15 protein-coding genes and 1 pseudogene are annotated in these 19,822 nt (G+C 67.1%); 5 read left to right on the forward strand and 11 right to left on the reverse strand.

Annotated features, from left to right (window positions below; all coding sequences use genetic code 11):
• Positions 1 to 14: 14 nt before the first annotated feature.
• The 8 genes and pseudogenes from OE647_RS17895 to OE647_RS17930 all read right to left on the reverse strand — a co-directional run bounded on the left by OE647_RS17895 (position 15) and on the right by OE647_RS17930 (position 11,601).
• The gene (locus OE647_RS17895) at positions 15 to 2,639 is read right to left on the reverse strand and encodes a nitrate reductase (RefSeq protein ID WP_263723130.1); all 2,625 of its coding nucleotides are present in this window, start codon (positions 2,637 to 2,639) and stop codon (positions 15 to 17) included.
• Positions 2,636 to 2,971, reverse strand: a complete 336-nt coding sequence (gene nirD, locus OE647_RS17900) for a nitrite reductase small subunit NirD (protein ID WP_263723131.1) — start codon at positions 2,969 to 2,971, stop codon at positions 2,636 to 2,638. The genes OE647_RS17895 and nirD overlap by 4 nt, the downstream gene beginning before the upstream one ends.
• Complete coding sequence (nirB, locus tag OE647_RS17905; protein WP_263723132.1) at positions 2,968 to 5,400, reverse strand: nitrite reductase large subunit NirB; 2,433 nt, start codon at positions 5,398 to 5,400, stop codon at positions 2,968 to 2,970. The genes nirD and nirB overlap by 4 nt, the downstream gene beginning before the upstream one ends.
• Positions 5,401 to 5,405: 5 nt before the next feature.
• Positions 5,406 to 7,091, reverse strand: a complete 1,686-nt coding sequence (locus OE647_RS17910; RefSeq protein WP_263723133.1) for an ABC transporter ATP-binding protein — start codon at positions 7,089 to 7,091, stop codon at positions 5,406 to 5,408.
• A 5-nt stretch (positions 7,092 to 7,096) separates the two neighbouring features.
• Positions 7,097 to 8,142, reverse strand: a pseudogene (locus tag OE647_RS17915) (ABC transporter permease).
• 59 nt (positions 8,143 to 8,201) lie between these two features.
• Complete coding sequence (locus OE647_RS17920) at positions 8,202 to 9,569, reverse strand: CmpA/NrtA family ABC transporter substrate-binding protein (RefSeq protein WP_263723134.1); 1,368 nt, start codon at positions 9,567 to 9,569, stop codon at positions 8,202 to 8,204.
• 269 nt (positions 9,570 to 9,838) lie between these two features.
• Positions 9,839 to 11,020, reverse strand: a complete 1,182-nt coding sequence (locus tag OE647_RS17925) for a CmpA/NrtA family ABC transporter substrate-binding protein (protein ID WP_263723135.1) — start codon at positions 11,018 to 11,020, stop codon at positions 9,839 to 9,841.
• A complete protein-coding gene (locus OE647_RS17930) occupies positions 11,017 to 11,601 on the reverse strand; it encodes an ANTAR domain-containing response regulator (protein WP_263723136.1) in 585 nt (194 codons plus the stop codon). Before OE647_RS17930 ends, OE647_RS17925 begins: the two co-directional genes overlap by 4 nt.
• A 364-nt stretch (positions 11,602 to 11,965) precedes the next feature.
• Between OE647_RS17930 and OE647_RS17935 the strand changes: the two genes are divergently transcribed.
• Complete coding sequence (locus tag OE647_RS17935; protein ID WP_263723137.1) at positions 11,966 to 12,580, forward strand: glutathione S-transferase family protein; 615 nt, start codon at positions 11,966 to 11,968, stop codon at positions 12,578 to 12,580.
• A gap of 139 nt (positions 12,581 to 12,719) precedes the next feature.
• Here OE647_RS17935 and OE647_RS17940 read toward each other — a convergent pair whose 3' ends face one another.
• Positions 12,720 to 12,938, reverse strand: coding sequence for a GDCCVxC domain-containing (seleno)protein (locus OE647_RS17940; RefSeq protein ID WP_263723145.1), 219 nt, complete (start codon positions 12,936 to 12,938; stop codon positions 12,720 to 12,722).
• 344 nt (positions 12,939 to 13,282) lie between these two features.
• Positions 13,283 to 15,547, reverse strand: a complete 2,265-nt coding sequence (locus OE647_RS17945; RefSeq protein ID WP_263723138.1) for an adenosylcobalamin-dependent ribonucleoside-diphosphate reductase — start codon at positions 15,545 to 15,547, stop codon at positions 13,283 to 13,285.
• Between the two features lie 133 nt (positions 15,548 to 15,680).
• Here OE647_RS17945 and OE647_RS17950 point away from each other — a divergent pair, with 133 nt between their 5' ends.
• The 4 genes from OE647_RS17950 to hisG all read left to right on the forward strand — a co-directional run bounded on the left by OE647_RS17950 (position 15,681) and on the right by hisG (position 19,608).
• Complete coding sequence (locus OE647_RS17950; protein ID WP_263723139.1) at positions 15,681 to 16,112, forward strand: DUF1489 family protein; 432 nt, start codon at positions 15,681 to 15,683, stop codon at positions 16,110 to 16,112.
• Between the two features lie 81 nt (positions 16,113 to 16,193).
• Complete coding sequence (gene hisS, locus OE647_RS17955; RefSeq protein ID WP_263723140.1) at positions 16,194 to 17,813, forward strand: histidine--tRNA ligase; 1,620 nt, start codon at positions 16,194 to 16,196, stop codon at positions 17,811 to 17,813.
• Positions 17,813 to 18,901, forward strand: coding sequence for an ATP phosphoribosyltransferase regulatory subunit (locus OE647_RS17960; protein ID WP_263723141.1), 1,089 nt, complete (start codon positions 17,813 to 17,815; stop codon positions 18,899 to 18,901). The genes hisS and OE647_RS17960 overlap by 1 nt, the downstream gene beginning before the upstream one ends.
• Positions 18,898 to 19,608, forward strand: a complete 711-nt coding sequence (gene hisG, locus OE647_RS17965; protein ID WP_263723142.1) for an ATP phosphoribosyltransferase — start codon at positions 18,898 to 18,900, stop codon at positions 19,606 to 19,608. The genes OE647_RS17960 and hisG overlap by 4 nt, the downstream gene beginning before the upstream one ends.
• Before the next feature lie 20 nt (positions 19,609 to 19,628).
• On the opposite strand, the gene OE647_RS17970 is transcribed toward hisG, so the two are convergent.
• On the reverse strand, positions 19,629 to 19,822 hold a 194-nt coding region (locus OE647_RS17970; protein WP_263723143.1), incomplete at its 5' end, for a transposase.

The raw sequence follows: 19,822 nt of genomic DNA on the forward strand, positions 1-19,822 counted from the left end.
GGGGAGCGCACCGGCTATTCTGCCGCGATCCTCGGCGTGCAGCGCATGAGAAGTGTCGCGAGCTCTGGTCGGCAGGAGCCGCAGTTGGTCCCGGCGCCTAGGGCCGAACCGATGGCCTCCACCGACAGCAGGCCCTGCGACGCGATCGCCTGGGCAATCGTGTTCACGCCGATCCCGAAGCAGGAACAAAGCGTCGCACCCGGATCGGGCCGGTTCGCGTTCGGCCGGCCTGACAGAATCTCCGGCCTGGCGCCCTCAAGCTGGCTGGCCACATGTTCGCGCGAGACGGCCACGGGCCCGGGCCCAGCGAAGAGCGCGGCCTGCACCCGCCCGTCCCGGACCAGCGCCACGCGCGCCGTGCCGCGGGCGGCGTCCGCGACGATGACCGCCTCCGCATCCGGCAGGCCGAAGGCTTCGCGCGCGAAGGCTTCCCAATCCCGGGGCGGCTCGGCCCCGGCCAGTTCCATGCGCCACCCCCCCGCGATCCGTGCGCGCGCGACGTAGTCCGTGGCGGGCAACGCCCCGGTCGTCGTGACCGCGAAGCCGAACCAGGTGGCGGCGTAGGGCCGGAGGGCGACGGGGCAGGCCTTGCTTTCGGGCTGGCCGGAAATCGGATCGGTGAAGGGCGCGACAAGCGCGTCGATGCGGCCCGTGGGCGCGTGTTCGGCCGTCCAGTGCATCGGCGCGAAGACCTGGCCGGGGCTGACACGGTCGGTCACCATCGCGCGCAGGATCGCCCTGCCGTGCCTGCTTTCGACCTCGACCAGATGCGCGGCGCGGATGCCAAGCCGGTCCGCATCGTCGGGGTGAATCTCCAAGAACGGCTCGGCGAGGTGCCGGTTGAGGCGCGGGGCGCGGCCCGAGCGCGTCATGGTGTGCCATTGGTCGCGGATGCGACCGGTGTTCAGGACGAATGGCGCCTCCACATCAACGTGCCCCGACGCCGCGCGCGAGGTGACGGGCAGCATCCGCGCCTTTCCCGCTGGCGTGAAGAACGCCCCGTCCGCGAAGAACCGCCCGCCGCGCCGGGTGGCCGTGACCGGCCAGCGGACGGGTGCCAGCGCGTCGTAGCCGGACCGGTCGAGCCCGCAAAGCGCCGAGATGTCGAAGTCGCGCCCCTGCGCGGCCGCATGGCCCGACAACGCGGCGTATTCCAGGAAGATCTCCGCGGGCGAGGCGTAGTCGAACGCCGCCTTCCACCCCATGCGACGGCCAACTTCCGCCAGGATCGCCCAGTCGGGCCGCGCGGAACCGGGCAAGGGCAGGAAGCCGCGTTGTCGGCTGATCGTGCGGTCCGAATTGGTGACCGTGCCGTCCTTCTCGCCCCATCCCGCCGCGGGCAGCAGGACATCGGCCAGGCGCGCGGTGTCCGTCGTGGCGAAAAGATCGCTGACCACCACGAAGTCGCAGGCCGCGATGGCGCCGCGAACGGCATCGGCGTCGGGCAGGGTCGCGGCGGGGTTGCTGCCCATGATCCAGAGCGCCTTGATCCGCCCTTCGGCAACCGCGCGAAACATCTCCACCGCCTTCAGCCCGGGCTTCTCGGGCATCGTGGGCGCGTCCCAGAAGCTGCGTACCAGGCTGCGATGCGCCGGATCCTCGATATCCAGGTGGCAGGCGAGCATATTGGCCAACCCGCCGACCTCGCGCCCGCCCATCGCGTTTGGCTGACCGGTGATGCTGAAGGGCCCCATGCCGGGCCGGCCGATCCGGCCGGTGGACAGGTGGCAATTCAGGATCGCGTTGACCTTGTCGGTGCCGGAGGTGGATTGGTTCACCCCCTGGCTGTAGACCGTCACCACCTTTTCGGTGCGGATCCACAGATCCAGGAAGGTCGCGATCTCGGCCTCGCCCAGGCCTGTCCGGCCCTGATCCGCGCGCGCGGCGGCAAGGCTCTCTTCCAGGCCCTCGACATGCGCCGAGAACTCGGCGCTGAGCGCCCCGGCATCGGCGATCCTCGCCAGAAGCCGGTTGAAGAGCGCGACATCCGCGCCCGGGTCGATCGCCAGATGCAGATCGGCGAGGTCACAGGTCGCCGTCCGGCGCGGGTCGATGTTCACGACGCGCATCGCGGGGCGGGCCTGCTTCGCCGCCGCGATCCGCTGGTAAAGCACCGGGTGGCACCATGCGAGGTTCGATCCGACCAGAACGACAAGATCGGCCTCCTCCAGGTCCTCATAGACGCCTGGCACCGTGTCGGTTCCAAAGGCGCGGCGATGGCCCGCGACGGTGGACGCCATGCAAAGCCGCGAATTGCTGTCGATGTTGGCCGAGCCGATGAAGCCCTTCATCAGCTTGTTGGCGACGTAATAGTCCTCGCTCAGCAACTGGCCCGAGACGTAGAAGGCGACCGCGTCCGGGCCATGTTCCGCGATGGTCTTCCTGAACCGGGCCGCGACGAGGTCGAGCGCCTCGTCCCAGCCCGCGTCGCGGCCGTTGATCCTGGGCGAGAGGAGCCTGCCCTCAAGCCCGAGTGTTTCCCCCAGCGCCAGGCCTTTCGAACAAAGCCGACCGCGATTGGCCGGGTGGTCGGTGTCGCCCTTGATTGCCGCCCCGCCCTTGCCGTCGGGTGTCGCGATGACACCGCAGCCGACGCCGCAATAGGCGCAAGTCGTCCGAACCTCGGTTCCGGCCCTCATGCTGCGCTCCGTCGCGCAAGCTGCGTGGCGTCAAGAAGGATCCGGCTCCCCTCGACCCGCGCCGGGTAGGTCGGCACCAGCCCCTCGTCGGCGCCCTGCGCTTGCCCCGTTTCAAGGCTGAAGACCCAGTTGTGGAGCGGGCAGGTGACGCTCTTGCCGTGCACGATGCCTTCGGAGAGCGGCCCGCCCTTGTGCGGACAACGGTCGGAAAGCGCGAAGACCTCGTCGCGGGCGGTGCGGAAGACCGCCACGCAACCCATCGCGGTCTTGACCACGCGCGCGCCCCGCTGGGGGATATCCTCAAGCGACCCGATGTCGATCCAGGTGGTCATTCGGCGGCCTCCAGCATGAGATTGGCAAGGGGGACGTAGCGCGCGCGCTCGGTTTCGACGTGCTCCGCCCAGGGGTCTTTCTGGTAAACGGATTGGCTGAGTTGGAAGCGCTCGATCAGCGCCGCGCGGTTCGCAACGTCATCGACCACCCGGGCCTTGACCCAGTCGAGCCCGACCTTGGCGATGAACTTGTAGGGCCGGTCGAGGTATTTCGCGTTCTCGCGGTAAAGCTGGACGAAGGCGATGGTCAGCGCGATGGCCTCCTCCTCGGTCTTCACGTCGGCAAGCCGCTCGGTCTCCTTCACGTCCATGCCGGCCGCGCCGCCCACGCCGATCTGATAGCCGCTGTCCACGCAGACGATCCCCACATCCTTGCAGGTCGCCTCGGCGCAGTTGCGCGGGCATCCGGAGACGGCGAGCTTCACCTTGTGCGGCGTCCAGGAGCCCCAAAGCGCCTTTTCGAGCTTCACCCCCAAGCCGGTCGAATCCTGCGTGCCGAAGCGGCAGTGATCGGTGCCGACGCAGGTCTTTACCGTGCGCAGGCCCTTGGAATAGGCGTGGCCCGAGACGAGGCCCGCGCGGTTCAGATCGGCCCAGATCGCCGGCAGGTCCTCTCCCCTCACGCCGAGAAGATCGATCCGCTGGCCGCCGGTCACCTTGACCGTCGGGACGTTGTATTTCTCGGCGGCATCGGCGATCGCCCGCAACTCGCGCGGGTTGGTCAGCCCGCCCCACATGCGCGGCACAACGCTGAAGGTGCCGTCCTTCTGGATATTGGCGTGCTTGCGCTCGTTCACGAAACGGCTTTGCGGGTCGTCCTGGTAGTCGAGCGGCCAGTCGGCGAGGAGGTAGAAGTTCAGCGCCGGGCGGCAGACATGGCAGCCGCAGGAGGTCTTCCATCCAAGCTCCTGCATCACCGCGGCCATGGACTTCAACTCTTGTGACTTGATCATCCGGCGCACGTCCTCATGCGTGAGCTCGGTGCAGGCGCAAACCGGCTTCGCGGCCGGCATCACGAAGTCGTCGCCGAGCGTCACCGCCAGCACCTGCTCGACAAGCCCGGTGCAGGTGCCGCAGGAACCCGACGCCTTGGTCTGGGCGCGGACCGCGTCCAGCGTCGTCGCGCCCCCGGTGATCGCCTCCACGATCCGGCCCTTGCAGACGCCGTTGCAGCCGCAGATCTCTGCGTCAGCCGGTAAGGCTGCAACGGCCGCCGTAGGGTCCATGGCGGCCCCCCCTTGATAGGCGGGCCCGAAGATCAGCGTCTCGCGCATCGCCTCGATCTCGGTGCCGTCCTTGATCAGGCCGAAGAACCAGTTGCCGTCGGCGGTGTCGCCATACATCACCGCCCCGATCAGCCGGTCGCGCTCGATCACCAGGCGCTTGTAGAGACCGCGCGCGGGGTCGCGGAAAACGATGTCCTCGCGTCCCTCGGCCTCCGCGAAGTCCCCGGCGCTGAACAGATCGCAGCCGGTGACCTTGAGCTTCGTGGCCGTCTGGACGGGGCGGAAGGCGGCGGGTTCCGCCTGCAAGGTCCGCGCCACGACCTTCGCCTGGTCGTAAAGCGGGGCGACGAGGCCGAAGAGCTGGCCGTCATGTTCCACGCATTCGCCGACGGCGAGGACGTCGGGGTCCGACGTCACCATCTGGTCGCTGACGACGATGCCGCGCGCGACCTCAAGATGGGCATCGACGGCCAGGCGCGTCTCGGGGCGGATGCCGACCGCCATCACCACCAGGTCGGCCGGATAGACGGTGCCATCCTCCAGCAGAACCGCCTCCGCCCGGTCATGGCCGAGGATGGCCTTGGTGGCGCCCTTGCAGTGCACCTTGATCCCGCGCTGCTCCAGCTCGCGCTGGAGAAGGTAGCCCGCCGAGGGGTCAAGCTGCCGCTCCATCAGGTGGCCCATGAGGTGGATCACCGTCACGTCCATGCCCCGGTTCTTCAGCCCCGCCGCGGCCTCAAGGCCCAGAAGGCCGCCGCCGATCACCACGGCGCTCCCGCCCATCGCCGCCGCGCCGATCATCGCGTTGGCGTCGTCAAGATCGCGGTAGGAGATCACGCCAGGCAGATCCTTGCCCGCGACGGGGATGATGAACGGGGCCGAGCCGGTCGCGATGAGGAGCTTGTCATAGGCGACCTCGCCGTTCTCGCCGACGACGATCTTGCGGTCGCGGTCGATCTTGACGACATGCTCGCTGAACCGGCAGGCGACGCCGTGCGCCGCGTACCAGGCGTGGTCATGGGTCACGATCTCTTCGTAGGTCTTGTCGCCAGAGAGCACGGGCGAAAGCATGATGCGGTTGTAGTTGCCGCGCGGCTCGGCGTTGAAAAGCGTGACGTCATAGTCCGCGCCTGCCTCGAACAGATGCTCAAGGACGCGGCCCGAGGCCATGCCGGCGCCGATGACGACGAGTTTCTGGGTCATGGATTCTACTCCGCTGCGATGGCGCTGGCCGCCGGTTGTGCGGGCCGCGGGCGCGCGCCGTGTTCGTATTCCTGAAGAAAATCCAGCACGTCCTGCCGGTAGGCGTAGTAGTCCGGATGTTCGAGCAGCGCCTTGCGCGTGCGCGGGCGGGGCAGCTTGACCTCGGCGATCCGGCCGATCGTTGCCTGCGGCCCGTTCGTCATCATCACCACCCGGTCGGCGAGCAGGATCGCCTCGTCCACGTCATGGGTGACACAGATCGCTGTGACCTTGGTGCGGTCCCAGACCTCCATCAGCACTTCCTGGAGTTCCCACCGCGTGAGGCTGTCGAGCATCCCGAAGGGCTCGTCCAGGAGCAGGAGCTTGGGCGACAACGCGAAGGCGCGCGCGATGCCCACGCGCTGTCGCATGCCGTTCGACATCGAATGCGCCGCCCGGTCCATCGCGTCGGCAAGGCCCACGCGTTCGAGGTAATATTCGACCACCTCCTGCCGTTCCGCCTGCGTGGCCTTGGGATAGACCTTGTCGACGCCGATCGCGACGTTCTCCTTGGCGGTGAGCCAGGGAAAGAGGTTCGGGGACTGAAAGACCACGGCCCGCTCCGGGTCCGCGCCGACCACCTCGGTTCCGTCGAGGATGATGCCCCCCCTCGACACGGGATTGAGGCCCGCCGCCATGGTCAGGACGGTGGACTTGCCGCAGCCCGAATGGCCGATCAGGCTGATGAATTCGCCCTTCTCGACCTTCAGGTTGAAGTTCTCGACCACCGTGAGCGGCCCCTTCGGCGTCGGGTAGATCTTGTGCAGCGCGCTGAACTCCAAATAACGCTCGTCGATGGGCCTGCCCTGCGCCGCCCGCACCGCCGCTGGAAAGCCGTGGATCGGCACCACGTTCGGAAGCCGGCGGCTGCCCTCGACCTTCGCCTCGATCCCGGCCTCCATCAGGTAGCCGGTCACCTTCGCCCGAAGCGCCTTGAAGGCGTCGTCATGGTTGATCGCGGCGCGGTCGCGGGGGCGGGGCAGCGTCACCGCGAAGGGCGCGCCGAGCGTCCCGTCGGGATTGAGTGGCACGATGCGGTCGGCCAGCAGGATCGCCTCATCCACGTCGTTGGTGATCAGGATGCAGGTCTTGCGGTCCTGTTCCCAGATGTCGAGGATTTCGTCGGCAAGATTGGCGCGGGTCAGCGCGTCGAGCGCCGACAGCGGTTCGTCCAGAAGCAGGACCTCCGGGTCCATGGCCAGGGCCCGCGCGACCGAGACGCGCTGGCGCATGCCGCCCGACAACTCCGCCGGATGCCGGGCTGCGGCGTGGCTGAGGCCGACCATGGCGATGAAGCGATCGGCCTTCGCGCTCCGCTCGGCCCTGGATAGGTCGGGGAAGACCGCGTCGACCGCCAGCATCACGTTGCCTTTCACGGTCAGCCAGGGCATCAGGCTGTAGCTCTGGAACACCAGTCCACGTTCCGGCCCCGGCCCGTGGATGGGCTTGCCCCGGAAGGTCACCTGGCCCGCGTCCGGCATCTCCAGCCCGGCGACAAGGTTCATCAGCGTCGACTTGCCGCTGCCTGAGAAGCCCAGGATCGCGATGAATTCCCCTTCGCGGACATTCAGGGTGATGTCCTTGAGGACCTCGTGCCGCCCGGCGCCCTCGCCGAACCCCTTCGATACGTTCTGAAAGCTCAGGATATCCATGGCGCTCACCGGTTGGCGGAAAAGGTGAAGAGGGGCTGGATCGCGTACATCACCCGGTCGAGCAGGAAGCCGATGATGCCGATGGTGAAGACCGCGACCATGATCCGCGCGAGCGAGGAGGAGGAGCCGTTCTGGAACTCGTCCCAGACGAACTTGCCCAGACCGGGGTTCTGCGCCAGCATCTCGGCCGCGATCAGGACCATCCAGCCGACGCCGAGCGAAAGCCTGAGCCCGGTGAAGATCAGCGGTAGCGCCGAGGGCAGAACAAGCTTGGTGATCTTCGCCCAGGTCCCCATCTTCAGGACCTTCGACACGTTCACCAGTTCCTTGTCGATCGAGGCCACGCCCAGGGCGGTGTTGATCAGCGTCGGCCAGAGCGAACAAAGCGTCACGGTGATCGCCGAGACGAGGAACGACTTGGCGAAGAAGCCTTCGTTGGAGGCCATCGCGGCGGAAATGATCATCGTCACGATCGGCAGCCATGCAAGCGGCGAGACCGGCTTGAAGATCTGCACGATCGGGTTGATCGCCGCGTTCGCCGTGGGCGAGAGGCCAGGAGAAAGCCGAAGAAGACGGTCCGGATCGAGGTGCCGATCTGATCGTAGTAGGACGGCGCGCCGGTATAGGCCATCTCCTTGACCTCACCGGTGCGGCCCGCGGCGATCAGCTTGGCGTTGCGCTCGTCCAGGCGTTCCTGGAACTGCGCCTCTTTCGCGGCCTTTTCGACGGCGTCGCCATGCAGGTTCACCGCCTCCGACCAGACTTGCGCCGGGCCGGGGATCGCGCCGAGCGAGGTCTGAACCTGCGGCGCGAGTGCCCCCCAAAGCGCGAGGAACCCCAGGATCGCGAGCATGGGCGCGCCCAGAAGCCTCCAGATTTCCTTGGCTTGCGCGCGCGGGCTGTCCCCAGCCGCGGCCTTGAGGATCGGGGTGATCCAGCCGAGCCCCAGCACGCGGAACCAGGCGTCGGCCCTGTTGATCCGGGTGAAGAGCCGGGCCCGGCGGGCTTCTCTCTCGGCGCTTCTGGCGAAGTCGGCATCGGCGATGGTCATGTCTCGGTCCTCGTTCAATTCGGGACCGGGGCGCGGCGGGCGCCCCGGCGCGGTTCCGCTCAGCCCTGGATGTCGTTGCCGACGACCGTCTGATCGCCCTTCAGGCCGATCGGAAGGCTGTCGATATAGGCGTTGGGCGCACGGCCATCGAAGGCGATGCCGTCGATCACGTCGCCGGCGGGCGTGGGTTCCCGGTAGCCGTCGCTGGTCCAGGGGAAGTCGGCCTCATCCGCAAGCCCTTCCGCGACCAGCATCCGCGCGGCTTCGAGATAGATTTCCGGCTTGTAGACCGATCGGGCGATCTCATCGTACCAGCCGTCCGTCTTGGCCTCGGCGATCTGGCCCCAGCGGCGCATCTGGGTCAGGTACCAGACGGCGTCCGAGTAGTAGGGATAGTTTGCGTAGTAGCGGAAGAAGACGTTGAAGTCGGGCACGTCGCGGACATCGCCGGGCTCATACTCGAAGGTCCCGGTCATCGAGTTGTCGATGACATCGGCATCGGCGCCGACATATTCGGGCTTCGACAGGATCTCGACGGCCGCCACGCGGTTGGCGTTGTCGTTCTCATCCAGCCAGATGGCCGCCCGGATCAGCGCCTTGGTGATGGCGAGCGTGGTGTTGGGGTTCTGCTCGACGAAGTCGGCGGTCAGGCCGAAGACCTTCTCGGGGTTGTTCTTCCAGATCTCGTAATCGGTGATGACGGGAACGCCGATCCCCTTGATCACGGCCTGCTGGTTCCAGGGTTCGCCCACGCAATAGCCGTTGATCGTCCCGGCCTCGAGTGTCGCGGGCATCTGCGGCGGCGGCGTCACCGACAGGAACACGTCGGCGTCGATCTGCCCCGAGACATCGCCCGGCGAATAATAGCCGGGGTTGAGCCCGCCTGCGGCCAGCCAGTAGCGCAGCTCGTAATTGTGGGTCGAGACCGGGAAGACCATGCCCATGTTGAAGGGCTTGCCCTCGGACCTGAACTGCTCGACCACCGGCGCCAGCGCGGCGGCCGAGATCGGATGCTGCGGCTTGCCGTCGGCGCCCTGGGGCACGGCCGGCTTCATCATCTCCCACACCTCGTCCGAGACGGTGATGCCGTTGCCGTTGAGGTCCATCGAGAACGGCGTGACGATGTGCGCCTCGGTCCCGTAGCCGATCGTCGCTGCCAGCGGTTGACCGGCAAGCATATGCGCCCCGTCAAGCGTTCCGTCGATCACGCCGTCCAGAAGCACCTTCCAGTTGGCCTGTGCTTCAAGCGTGACGAAGAGCCCTTCGTCGAGGAAATAACCCCGTTCGTAGGCGACCGCGAGCGGCGCCATATCGGTGAGCTTGATGAAGCCGAAGGTCAGTTCGTCCTTCTCCAGTTCAAGCGGTTCGGCAAGCGCGGGCGCGACGAAGAGCGTCGTCGCCATCAGGACTGCGGGGAAAGCCTTCATCTCTACTTCCTTCCGTGGGCTCCGGCAGAGCGGAGGCAAGAACGACAAAAAAGCCGCTGACTCACCCTGCCTGTGGCAGAGGGTCGAGCGGCTTTGCTCAAGTCCCAATCCTTGGGAGAATTCAGTCCATCCGGACGCCATTGCCCGGCTGCAATCTCAGTTGTGCCCCATCATGCTCGCAATGCAAGGCGTCCATCGGTCTCCGGCGCATTTTCGCTGCGTTGCAGCGAAAATTTGGGCGGGCGATGCTGCGGCAGCCCAAAAACTGATCAGTCTGCGAACGAAGGATCGAAGACGGTGCCGTCGAAAAAGCCGTCGGGGCATAGGACCAGCGCCCCCGATTCCGACGCGACAGAAGTTTCGCGGGTGACCGCGCCTTCGACCTTTTCCGACGCGCCGGGAAGCAGGGCGCCCGTGCCGGCCATTGCCCGGCGGTAGATGTCGGAGCGAAACGCCGCCTTCGCGGCCTCGGTCGCGGGACCGACCGGGAGGCTGGTGCGCCTGGCGAGCCCTTGTCCGATCCAGGCCGCCTGCGAGCGCCAGGGAAACGTCGCCGCCCCCTCATGGAACTCGACGAACCCCGGCACAGACCGCACCTCGCCGCGGTTGGAGATCGTCAGGCGGCCGGAAAGGGCGCGGTCGACGACATCGGCGGGAAGGTCGAGGTATCGGGCGCGCGCAAGGATCTCGCTCGCCGCCGTGTGGTTGGAGGGATTGGCCAGCCACCGCCCGGCGCGCCACAGGGCCCGCACGGCGCGACCGACCCGATCCGGGTGGTCGGTGGCCCAGTCCTCGCGCACCGACAGGACCTTTTCGGGCGCGAAAGACCAGATCGCGCAGCCGGGCAGCAAAAGTTCGCCCGTCCCGTTTTCCACGGTGATTGATCCCCAAGGCTCTCCGACGCAGAACATGTCGATTTCACCCGCCGAGATCGCTTCCGACATGCGCGGCGGCGGCACGGTCTTGACAAGATGGCGCCCGCTGGCCCCCGGTGCGATGGCCTCAAGCCAGAAGCGGACCAGCTCCGCGTGCATCGAGAACGGAAATGGCACGCCGATCCTGAGCGGCCTCTCCGCCACGGCAAGCAGCGCCTGGCCCGCCGCGCGGGCATCGGCAAAATCGAACGGATGGCCTACCGCGCGCAGCCGCCCGGCCAAGGCGTTCGAAAGGCCGATCACCGTTCCGTTCACGCTCATGACCATGACGGCGCAAAGCGGCACGGCGTTGCCGCCAAGGCGCAGCTGGCTTGCAACGGGTATGGGCGCCAGAAGATGCGCGAGTTCCACCTGCCTCAGGGCGATCAGATCGCGCGCGACCGACCAGGAGGGCGCCTTCTGCAGTTCCAGCTCGATGCCTTCCTCGGCCGCGAAACCAAGCTCGGCCGCGATGATCAGCGGCGCGGCATCGACGAGCGGCAGGAACACCGCGCGCAATGTCTCCCCGCCGCTCACGAGAGAAGCTCCGAGGCGGTGACGAGCGCTTCGGCGACCTGGATGACCTTCTTCCCCTGATCCATGGCGGCCTTGCGCAGAAGGGCATAGGCGCCTTCCTCGTCGAGCCCGCGCGCCTTCATCAGGATGCCCTTCGCCCGGTCGATGGTCTTGCGCTCCTCCAGCGCGCGCTTGGTTGCGGCAAGCTCCGTGCGCATCCGGTGGAACATGTGAAACCGCGTGATCGCGGCGTCGAGTATGGGGTGGAGCCGTTCGGGTTGCAGGCCGCCCACGACATAGGCGGACACGCCGGCCTCGATCGCGGCACGGGTAAGCTGGCGATCGCTGCGGTCCACGAAGATGGCGACGGGTCGCTCCAGCGGGCTTGTCGCGATGGCAAGCTCCTCAAGCGTGTCGCGGGACGGGTTGGTCAAGTCGATGAGGACGATGTCGGGCTTGCGTTCCGCGACATTGCGCGCAAGGGCTGTCTCTTCCGAGATGATGTGGATCTTGTGGTCGCCAAGCTCCAGCAGACCGTCCACGATCATGCGGGCCCGGTCCGGGTCCTTCTCCACCACGACAATGTTCAGCCGCTCGCTCATGCCGCAATGCAGCGCAAACGCGGCCCCGCGGGGAAGTTCCAAGTTGCGGCGGCGGGCCGATCAGGCGCGCGTTGACGTCGGGGAGGGCAGTTTTCCGGATGTTGCCTGTTATTTGGGCGATCTTCGGATCTCGGGGCAGCGCCTTGTTGGACCTCGGGCCGATCACGCGATGACACTGGCGCCGGATCACGCAAATGGGGCGCATCCGACTCACGGGGCGGGGCCGAAGCCTCGGCGGGCTTCCTGCCGGCAAGATCGGGGATCTTGGGCACCCCATGGAAACCCTCCTCGACCTGCGGCTGTCCGTGGTATCTATTGACGATGCAGCACGCATGACCTGCGGCGCAGATCGGAGCACGACGCGATGTCCAAACCCACAGTTCGATATTTCGATTTCGCCGGGAGCCGCGGCGAGGAAGTCCGGCTTGCGCTTGTCATCAGCGGCGTCGACTTTGACGATGTGCGCATCAGCCGCGACGAGTTCGTCCGAATGAAGCCAAACCTGCCCTTCGGATCCCTTCCGGTTTTCGAGGTTCCGGGAAGCGGTGTCTTTGCGCAGACCAACGCCATCCTTCGGCTGATCGGACGCATGCATGACCTTCATCCGGACGACCCGCGCGAGGCCGCCCGGCACGATGCCGTTCTGGAGGCCTGCGAGGACTTGCGGCAGCGCATCTCGGCGACCTCTCGCATAGCCGACGCGGCGGCCAAGAAGGCCGCGCGGCAAGACCTCGCGCAAACGCTCATTCCGCATTGGGCGCGGGGTATCGAGGCCCTGATCGGCGACGGACCCTTCGTCGGCGGGGCGCGGCCCGCCGTGGCAGATATCAAGGTTCACGTCATCTCACGGGCACTGAGCAACGGCAGTTTCGACGATATTCCGACGACGATTCTTGACGGGTTCGAGCGGATCGGAGCAGTCGTGAACGGGGTGGCGAACCACCCGGCCGTCGCGAACTGGTATGCATCGAGGTCCTGATAAGCAGCGATTGGCAAGGCCATAGTCGCAGGGGGGGCGAGGGACTCGGTCGGCAGACCAGTGTTGTAGATGCGCCGTGTCGCCCTATCGGCGGGGGGGCTTGTGGCATTTCCCTCGGTCGATCTCGGGGCCGCTGGTGCTACCCGCAACAGCGCCCGGTAGTCTGGACCGGAGGGCAGGGGATGGACCCGTAAGAGCAGTAGACGCAGCAATCCCCGGGTTTTGGCCTTAGAACCGCCTTGCAGCGCTTGCACTCGTAGAACCACTGGCACGCATCGAGCGGCATCGTCTCGGTCTCTTGATGACCGCAATCCGGACAGGTGATCGTGCTGTGCAATTGCGGCGATGCGTTGGCCATAAGATCACACCAAGCCGCCGTGATGCCGCAGGGGCCAATGCCTCCCGGCGACGGATCGCCTTGGCGATTTCCCCGGTTGGCCGGGCGCGGCGCACGAAATCTGGCGGCCACCTCCAGTTTCCGGGCGGTGAGGCCCGCCCGCACCCATGGTGTGACGTTCTGCGCCGAAAGTCCACATCCGCATCGCTGTCATGAACCGCTGCTGTGCCTTCGGCCGCGGCGCGATCGTCCGTATGGCATGGTGTCAACGGGGGAGGGGGCAACCACGGCTCAAGGCACCGTTCTGTAACGATGCCCTTTGGTTCTCGGACGAATGTGGTGTCATCCGGTGTTGCTCCGGCTCCTTACGAACACTTGGAGTGTCCGCAGTTCGGGCAGGTCATGCAGCCTTCGCGTTTTTGCATGCCGAACTGGCCACAGGCGGGGCAGGCGGGGCCGCGCGGGGCCTCGCCGACGGCCATGACCTGGGCGGTGGGATCGGACTTGAGGCCCATGCCCTCGCCCTGAAGGAAGCCGATGGCGACCATGTGGCGCTCAATCACCCCGCCGATCGCGGCGAGGATCGAGGGGATGTAGCGCCCCTCCATCCAGGCGCCGCCGCGCGGGTCGAAGACGGCCTTCAACTCCTCGACCACGAAGGACACGTCGCCGCCCCGCCGGAACACCGCCGAGATCATCCGCGTCAGCGCCACGGTCCAGGCGAAATGCTCCATGTTCTTGGAGTTGATGAAGACCTCGAAGGGCCGCCGGTGCCCGCCGTGCACGATGTCGTTGATCGTGATGTAGATCGCATGCTCGCTGTCGGGCCACTTGAGCTTGTAGGTCGCCCCTTCCAGCGCCTGCGGCCGGTCGAGCGGTTCGGAAAGATAGACAACTTCGGCCCCGGTGTCGGCCTCGGGCGCCTTTTCGGAGCTTTCCGAAACCGTCAGGACCGAGCCCGTCACCGCGTTCGGCCGGTAGGTTGTGCACCCCTTGCAGCCTTGGTCCCAGGCGGCCATGTAGACGTCCTTGAAGGCGTCGAAGCCGATTTCCTCGGGGCAGTTGATGGTCTTGGAGATCGAGCTGTCCACCCATTTCTGCGCCGCCGCCTGCATGCGGACATGGTCCATCGGCGGCAGCGTCTGGGCGTTGACGAAATGGTCGGGCAGGGGCTTGTCGCCGAAGCGTTCGCGCCAGAGCTGGACCGCGTAGTCCACGACCTCTTCCTCGGTCCGGCTGCCGTCCTTTTGCAGGACCTTGCGCTTGTAGGCATAGGCAAATACCGGCTCGATCCCCGAGGATACGTTGCCGGCGTAAAGGCTGATCGTGCCGGTCGGCGCGATCGAGGTCAGGAGCGCGTTGCGGATGCCGTGCTTGGCGATCGCCTTGCGCACGTCGCCGTCCATCTGCCGCATCGTGCCGGAGGCCAGATATTTCTCGGCGTCAAACAGCGGGAAGGCGCCCTTTTCCTTCGCGAGCTCCACCGAGGCCATGTAAGCCGCCCGCGCAATGGCGTGCATCCAGGCCTCGGTCTGTTGCGCGGCCTTCTCGGATCCGTAACGCAGCCCGACCATCAAGAGCGCATCGGCCAGGCCGGTGACGCCCAGGCCGATGCGGCGCTTGGCCTCAGCCTCGGCCTGCTGCTGGGGCAGGGCAAAGCGGGAGGCATCGACGGTGTTGTCCATCATCCGCACCGCCACGCGCACCAAGTCGTCGAGCGCGCCTTCGTCAATTCGCGCGCCGGGGCCAAACGGGTCCTCGACCAGCCGCGCCATGTTGATCGAGCCCAGCAGGCAGGCGCCGTAGGGCGGCAGGGGCTGTTCGCCGCAGGGGTTGGTGGCCGCGATCGTCTCCACATAGGAGAGGTTGTTCATCTGGTTGATGCGGTCGATGAAGATCACGCCCGGCTCGGCGTAGTCATAGGTCGCCCGCATGATCTTGTTCCACAGGTCACGCGCCCCGAGCGTGTGGTAGACCTTGCCGTCAAAGGTCAGCTCCCAGGGGCCATCGGCCTTCACCGCCTCCATGAACGGGTCGGTGACGAGGACGGAAAGGTTGAACATCCGCAGCCGCGCCGAATCCTGCTTGGCCTCGATGAAGGCCTCGATATCGGGGTGGTCGCAGCGCATCGTCGCCATCATCGCGCCGCGGCGCGAGCCCGCCGACATGATCGTGCGGCACATCGCGTCCCAGACATCCATGAAGCTGAGCGGACCAGAGGCGTCGGCGGCGACGCCATGGACCGCCGCGCCGCGTGGCCGGATGGTGGAGAAATCGTAGCCGATGCCGCCGCCCTGCTGCATCGTCAGCGCGGCTTCCTTCAGCCCGTCGAAGATGCCCGCCATGCTGTCGGGGATCGTGCCCATGACGAAGCAGTTGAACAGCGTCACCGCCCGGCCCGTGCCGGCGCCCGCCGTGATCCGGCCCGCGGGCAGGTACTTGAAACCGGCCAAGGCGCCGTAGAAGCGGTCTTCCCATTCCGCCGGGCGCTTCTCGACCGCCGCCAGCGCGCGGGCGATGCGGCGCCAGGTGTCTTCGACCGTCGCGTCCACGGGGGTGCCGTCCGCCTCTTTCAGCCGGTACTTCATGTCCCAGATCTGCTCGGCGATAGGGGCGGCGAAAGCGGTCATCGGCATCCTCGGGGTCTTGGGAAGGGTGCCCAAGTTACGCCCGTCACGCGGCCGGGTCAATGAAATCCGAACGCGGGGCGGCAACTTGATCTTGGACCCGGGCGGGCTAGAATGGCTAGCTCTTGGGGGTGCCATGGCCGGATTCGTCCACATTCTGAAACTTTGCGTCGGCGCCGAAAGCGTGGAGGATCTGGCCGACTGGTATCGCGCTAATCCCTCACCCTATCCCAGCGGCGAGCGGCGCCATGTCACCCGCATGTGGCCCAAGCGCGAGGCCGAGATTCTGGCGGGCGGTTCGCTCTACTGGGTCATCAAGGGCGTGATCCTTGCCCGCCAGCGCATCGTCCGGCTTGAGCAGATCGATCGCGGCGACGGGATCACCCGCTGCGGCATCGTCATGGACCCGGAGATCATCCGCACCGAGGCCGCGCCACGGCGTCCCTTCCAGGGCTGGCGCTACCTCGACCCCAAGGACGCGCCGCGCGACCTGCCCAAGGGCCGGGCGGGCGACAGCGCCCTGCCCGAAGAGCTTGCGCTGGCGCTGTCCGAAATCGGCCTCAGATAGCGCCCGGCCGCCGCCGGGCCGCTTGTCCCGCGCGGCCCCTTCCGCTACACCCGCGCGCGACAGCAAGCGAAAGACCGGATCATGGCCAAGGACAAGGGACCGAGACGACCGCGCGCCGAGACCCCCAAGGGGTTCCGCGACTATTTCGGCGCCGAGGTGAGCGAGCGCAAGGCGATGCTCGACACCATCGCCGAGGTCTATCACCGGTATGGCTTCGATGCGCTGGAAACCTCGGCCGTGGAGACGGTCGAGGCGCTGGGCAAGTTCCTGCCCGATGTCGACCGCCCGAACGAGGGCGTATTCGCCTGGCAGGACGAGGATCAGGATTGGCTGGCGCTGCGCTACGACCTGACCGCGCCGCTGGCGCGGGTGGCCGCGCAGTATCGCAACGACCTGCCGACCCCCTACCGGCGCTACGCCATGGGCCCGGTCTGGCGCAACGAAAAGCCGGGGCCGGGGCGGTTCCGGCAGTTCTACCAATGCGATGCGGATACCGTGGGCTCCGCCTCCGTCGCGGCGGACGCGGAGATCTGCGCCATGCTCTCGGACGTGTTCGAGACGCTGGGGCTGGGCGGCGACTACGTGGTGCGGGTCAACAATCGCAAGGTCCTCAATGGGGTGATGGAGGTCGCGGGCGTCCTCGACCCCGCCGACCCCGAGAAATTCGCCCACGAACGCGGCATCGTTCTGCGCGCCATCGACAAGTTCGACAAGTTCGGCGAGGCGGGCGTGCGCGCGCTCATCGGCAAGGGTCGGATGGACGAAAGCGGCGATTTCACCAAAGGCGCGGGCCTGTCGGACGAACAGGCCGCTGTGATAATGCGCTTTGTAAACGCGAATGATGCGATCAACCAAAACTTGAAATCGCAGTCGGCGGTCTCGTCCAAACTAGGCAGCGATTTCATAGAAACGCTGTCTAACGCTTATGACGGTGGCTTCACAGAATTGTTCGGGCGATCTGCCGCAAGTGCTTTGGCGCGCAATTCGGCCACTCTGGCCCATTTGAGAGAAATCGTTGGTGAGTCGGGCGTTGGCGCGGAGGGCGTTCAGGAACTCGAAACGATTGCTGAACTCCTCGCTGCCCAGGGCTACGGCCCCGACCGCATCGTCATCGACCCCTCGGTCGTGCGCGGCCTTGGCTATTACACCGGCCCGGTGTTCGAGGCCGAACTGACCTTCGAGATCCTCGACGAAAAGGGCCGCAAGCGGCAGTTCGGATCGGTCGCGGGCGGCGGGCGCTACGACGACCTGGTGAAGCGTTTCACCGGGCAATCGGTCCCGGCGACGGGCGTGTCGATCGGCGTGGACCGGCTTCTGGCGGCGCTGCGCGCCAAGGGCCGGGTGCAGGGCGACGGGCGCGGCCCGGTCGTCGTGACCGTCATGGACCGCGACCGCATGGCCGACTATCAGGCGATGGCGACCGAGTTGCGCCGCGCGGGCATCCGGGCGGAGGTCTACCTCGGCAATCCCAAGAACTTCGGCAACCAGTTGAAATACGCCGACAAGCGCAACTCTCCCGCCGCGATCATCCAGGGCGGTGACGAGGCCGCGCGCGGCGTCGTGCAGGTCAAGGACCTTTACCTGGGCGCGAAGATCGCCGCCGAGGCCAGCCACGAGGAGTGGAAAGCCCAGCCCGCCCAGACCGAAGTGGCCCGCGCCGATCTGGTGGCCGAGGTGCGCCGCATCCTGGGGCAGGGCTGATGGCGGAAAAGGCGGCGGCACGGGCCGAGGCGGCGCGCCTCGTGGCGGCCTTCCGCGCGGCGGGCGCGGTCGAGGTCGAGGCCGATATCCTTCAGCCTGCCGAGGTGCTTCTGGACCTCTACGGCGAGGACATCCGCGCGCGCGCCTATGTCACGGCCGACCCGCTGCGCGGCGAGATGATGCTGCGCCCCGACTTCACCGTGCCGGTCGTGCAGATGCATATGGCCGAGGGCGCGGAGCCCGCGCGCTACTGCTACTCGGGCGAGGTCTTCCGCAAGCAGGAACACCCCACGGCCCGGCGCGCGGAATACGTCCAGGTCGGCTATGAGGTCTTCGAGCGCGATAACCCCGTGGCGGCGGATGCGGAGGTCTTTGCACTTTTCGCCCGGCTCCTGGCACCCCTGGGCCTGCGCGCCGCGACCGGCGATATCGCGATCCTGACGGCGGCGGTGCGCGGGCTGAAGACGCTCGAAACGCGCAAGGCCGCGCTCTTGCGCCATATCTGGCGGCCGCGCCGCTTCACCGAGCTTCTCGAACGCTTCGGCGGGCAGGCCCCGGTGCCGCCCAGCCGCGCGGCGCTGCTGGCGATGCTGGCCGCCGGTGATCGGCCCGAAACGGGCCCGCACCTTGGGCTGCGGTCCGAGGCCGAGATTTCCACCCGCCTCGCTGCGCTGGTCGAGGATGCGAAGGCCCCGCCGATCTCGGCGGAGGAGGTCGGCCGCCTCGAAGACCTGCTGAATCTCGAAGCGCCGAGCCCGGCTGCATTGGCCCATCTGCGCGATCTGGCCCGTGACTTGCCCGCCATCGCCCCGGCGGTGGACCGGATGGAGGCGCGGCTTGACGCCCTGGCCCGCGCCGGGATCGATGTGGGCAAGCTCGCCTTCGAGGCCAGCCATGGCCGCACCACGCTCGAATACTACGACGGGTTCGTGTTCTCCTTCCACGCTGCGGACCCCGAGCTTCCCCCTGTCGCCTCGGGCGGGCGCTACGACGCACTGACCGAGGTCCTGGGCCAGGGCCGGTCCATCCCCGCCGTGGGCGGCATCATCCGCCCCGGCCTTGTCGCCGATCTCGGAGGGCTCGCGTGATGCTGAAGCTTGGCGTGCCCTCCAAGGGCCGGCTGATGGAGCAGACCTTCGACTGGTTCGGACGGCATGGCGTGACCCTCAGCCGCACCGGCTCCGACCGCGAATACGCGGGCGCCGTCGAAGGTGTGGACGGGCTTGAACTCGTGCTCTTGTCGGCGGGGGAGATCCCGCGCGAACTGGCGGCGGGCCGTATCCACCTGGGCGTCACAGGGTCCGACCTGGTGCGCGAAAAACTGGCCGACTGGCCCGCGCAGGTGGTCGAACTTGCGCCCATGGGCTTCGGCCATGCCGACCTCATCATCGCCGTGCCCGCCTGCTGGCCCGATGTCGACACGCTCGACGATCTGGACGCCGCGGCTGCGGCGTTCCGCCGGGCGCACGGATTCCGCCTGCGGATCGCGACGAAATACCACCGCCTGGTGCGCGATTTCCTGACCCGCCACGGGGTGGCGGACTACCAGTTGGTGGACAGCCAAGGCGCGACGGAAGGTACGGTCAAGAACCTGACCGCCGAGGCGGTGGCCGACATCACCTCGACGGGGGAGACGCTGCGCGCGAACCACCTGAAGATCCTAGCCGACGCGCTGGTCCATCAAAGCCAGGCCACGCTTTACGGCGCGCGCGGAGCAGACTGGCAGGGCGCCCGCCGGAGCGCTCTGGCTCAACTTTGCGCACGTCTCGGGATATCGCCCGGGGATCTGGCCTAGGTGTTCAGTCTCATTGATCTTCAAAGCCAGAACATGACGGTGGCCGCGAGTGCGATGGCGGATGGGAAGGTCTTGGCGCATCTGTCATAGCGGGTTGCGACCCTGCGCCAGTCTTTCAGGCGACCGAACATGATCTCGATGCGGTTGCGGCGGCGATGGCGCGGCTTGTCGTATCGGACAGCTTTGCCGCGCGACTTCCGACCGGGGATGCAGG

Source organism: Albidovulum sediminicola (genome assembly GCF_025751575.1).
Lineage (GTDB): Bacteria > Pseudomonadota > Alphaproteobacteria > Rhodobacterales > Rhodobacteraceae > Albidovulum > Albidovulum sediminicola.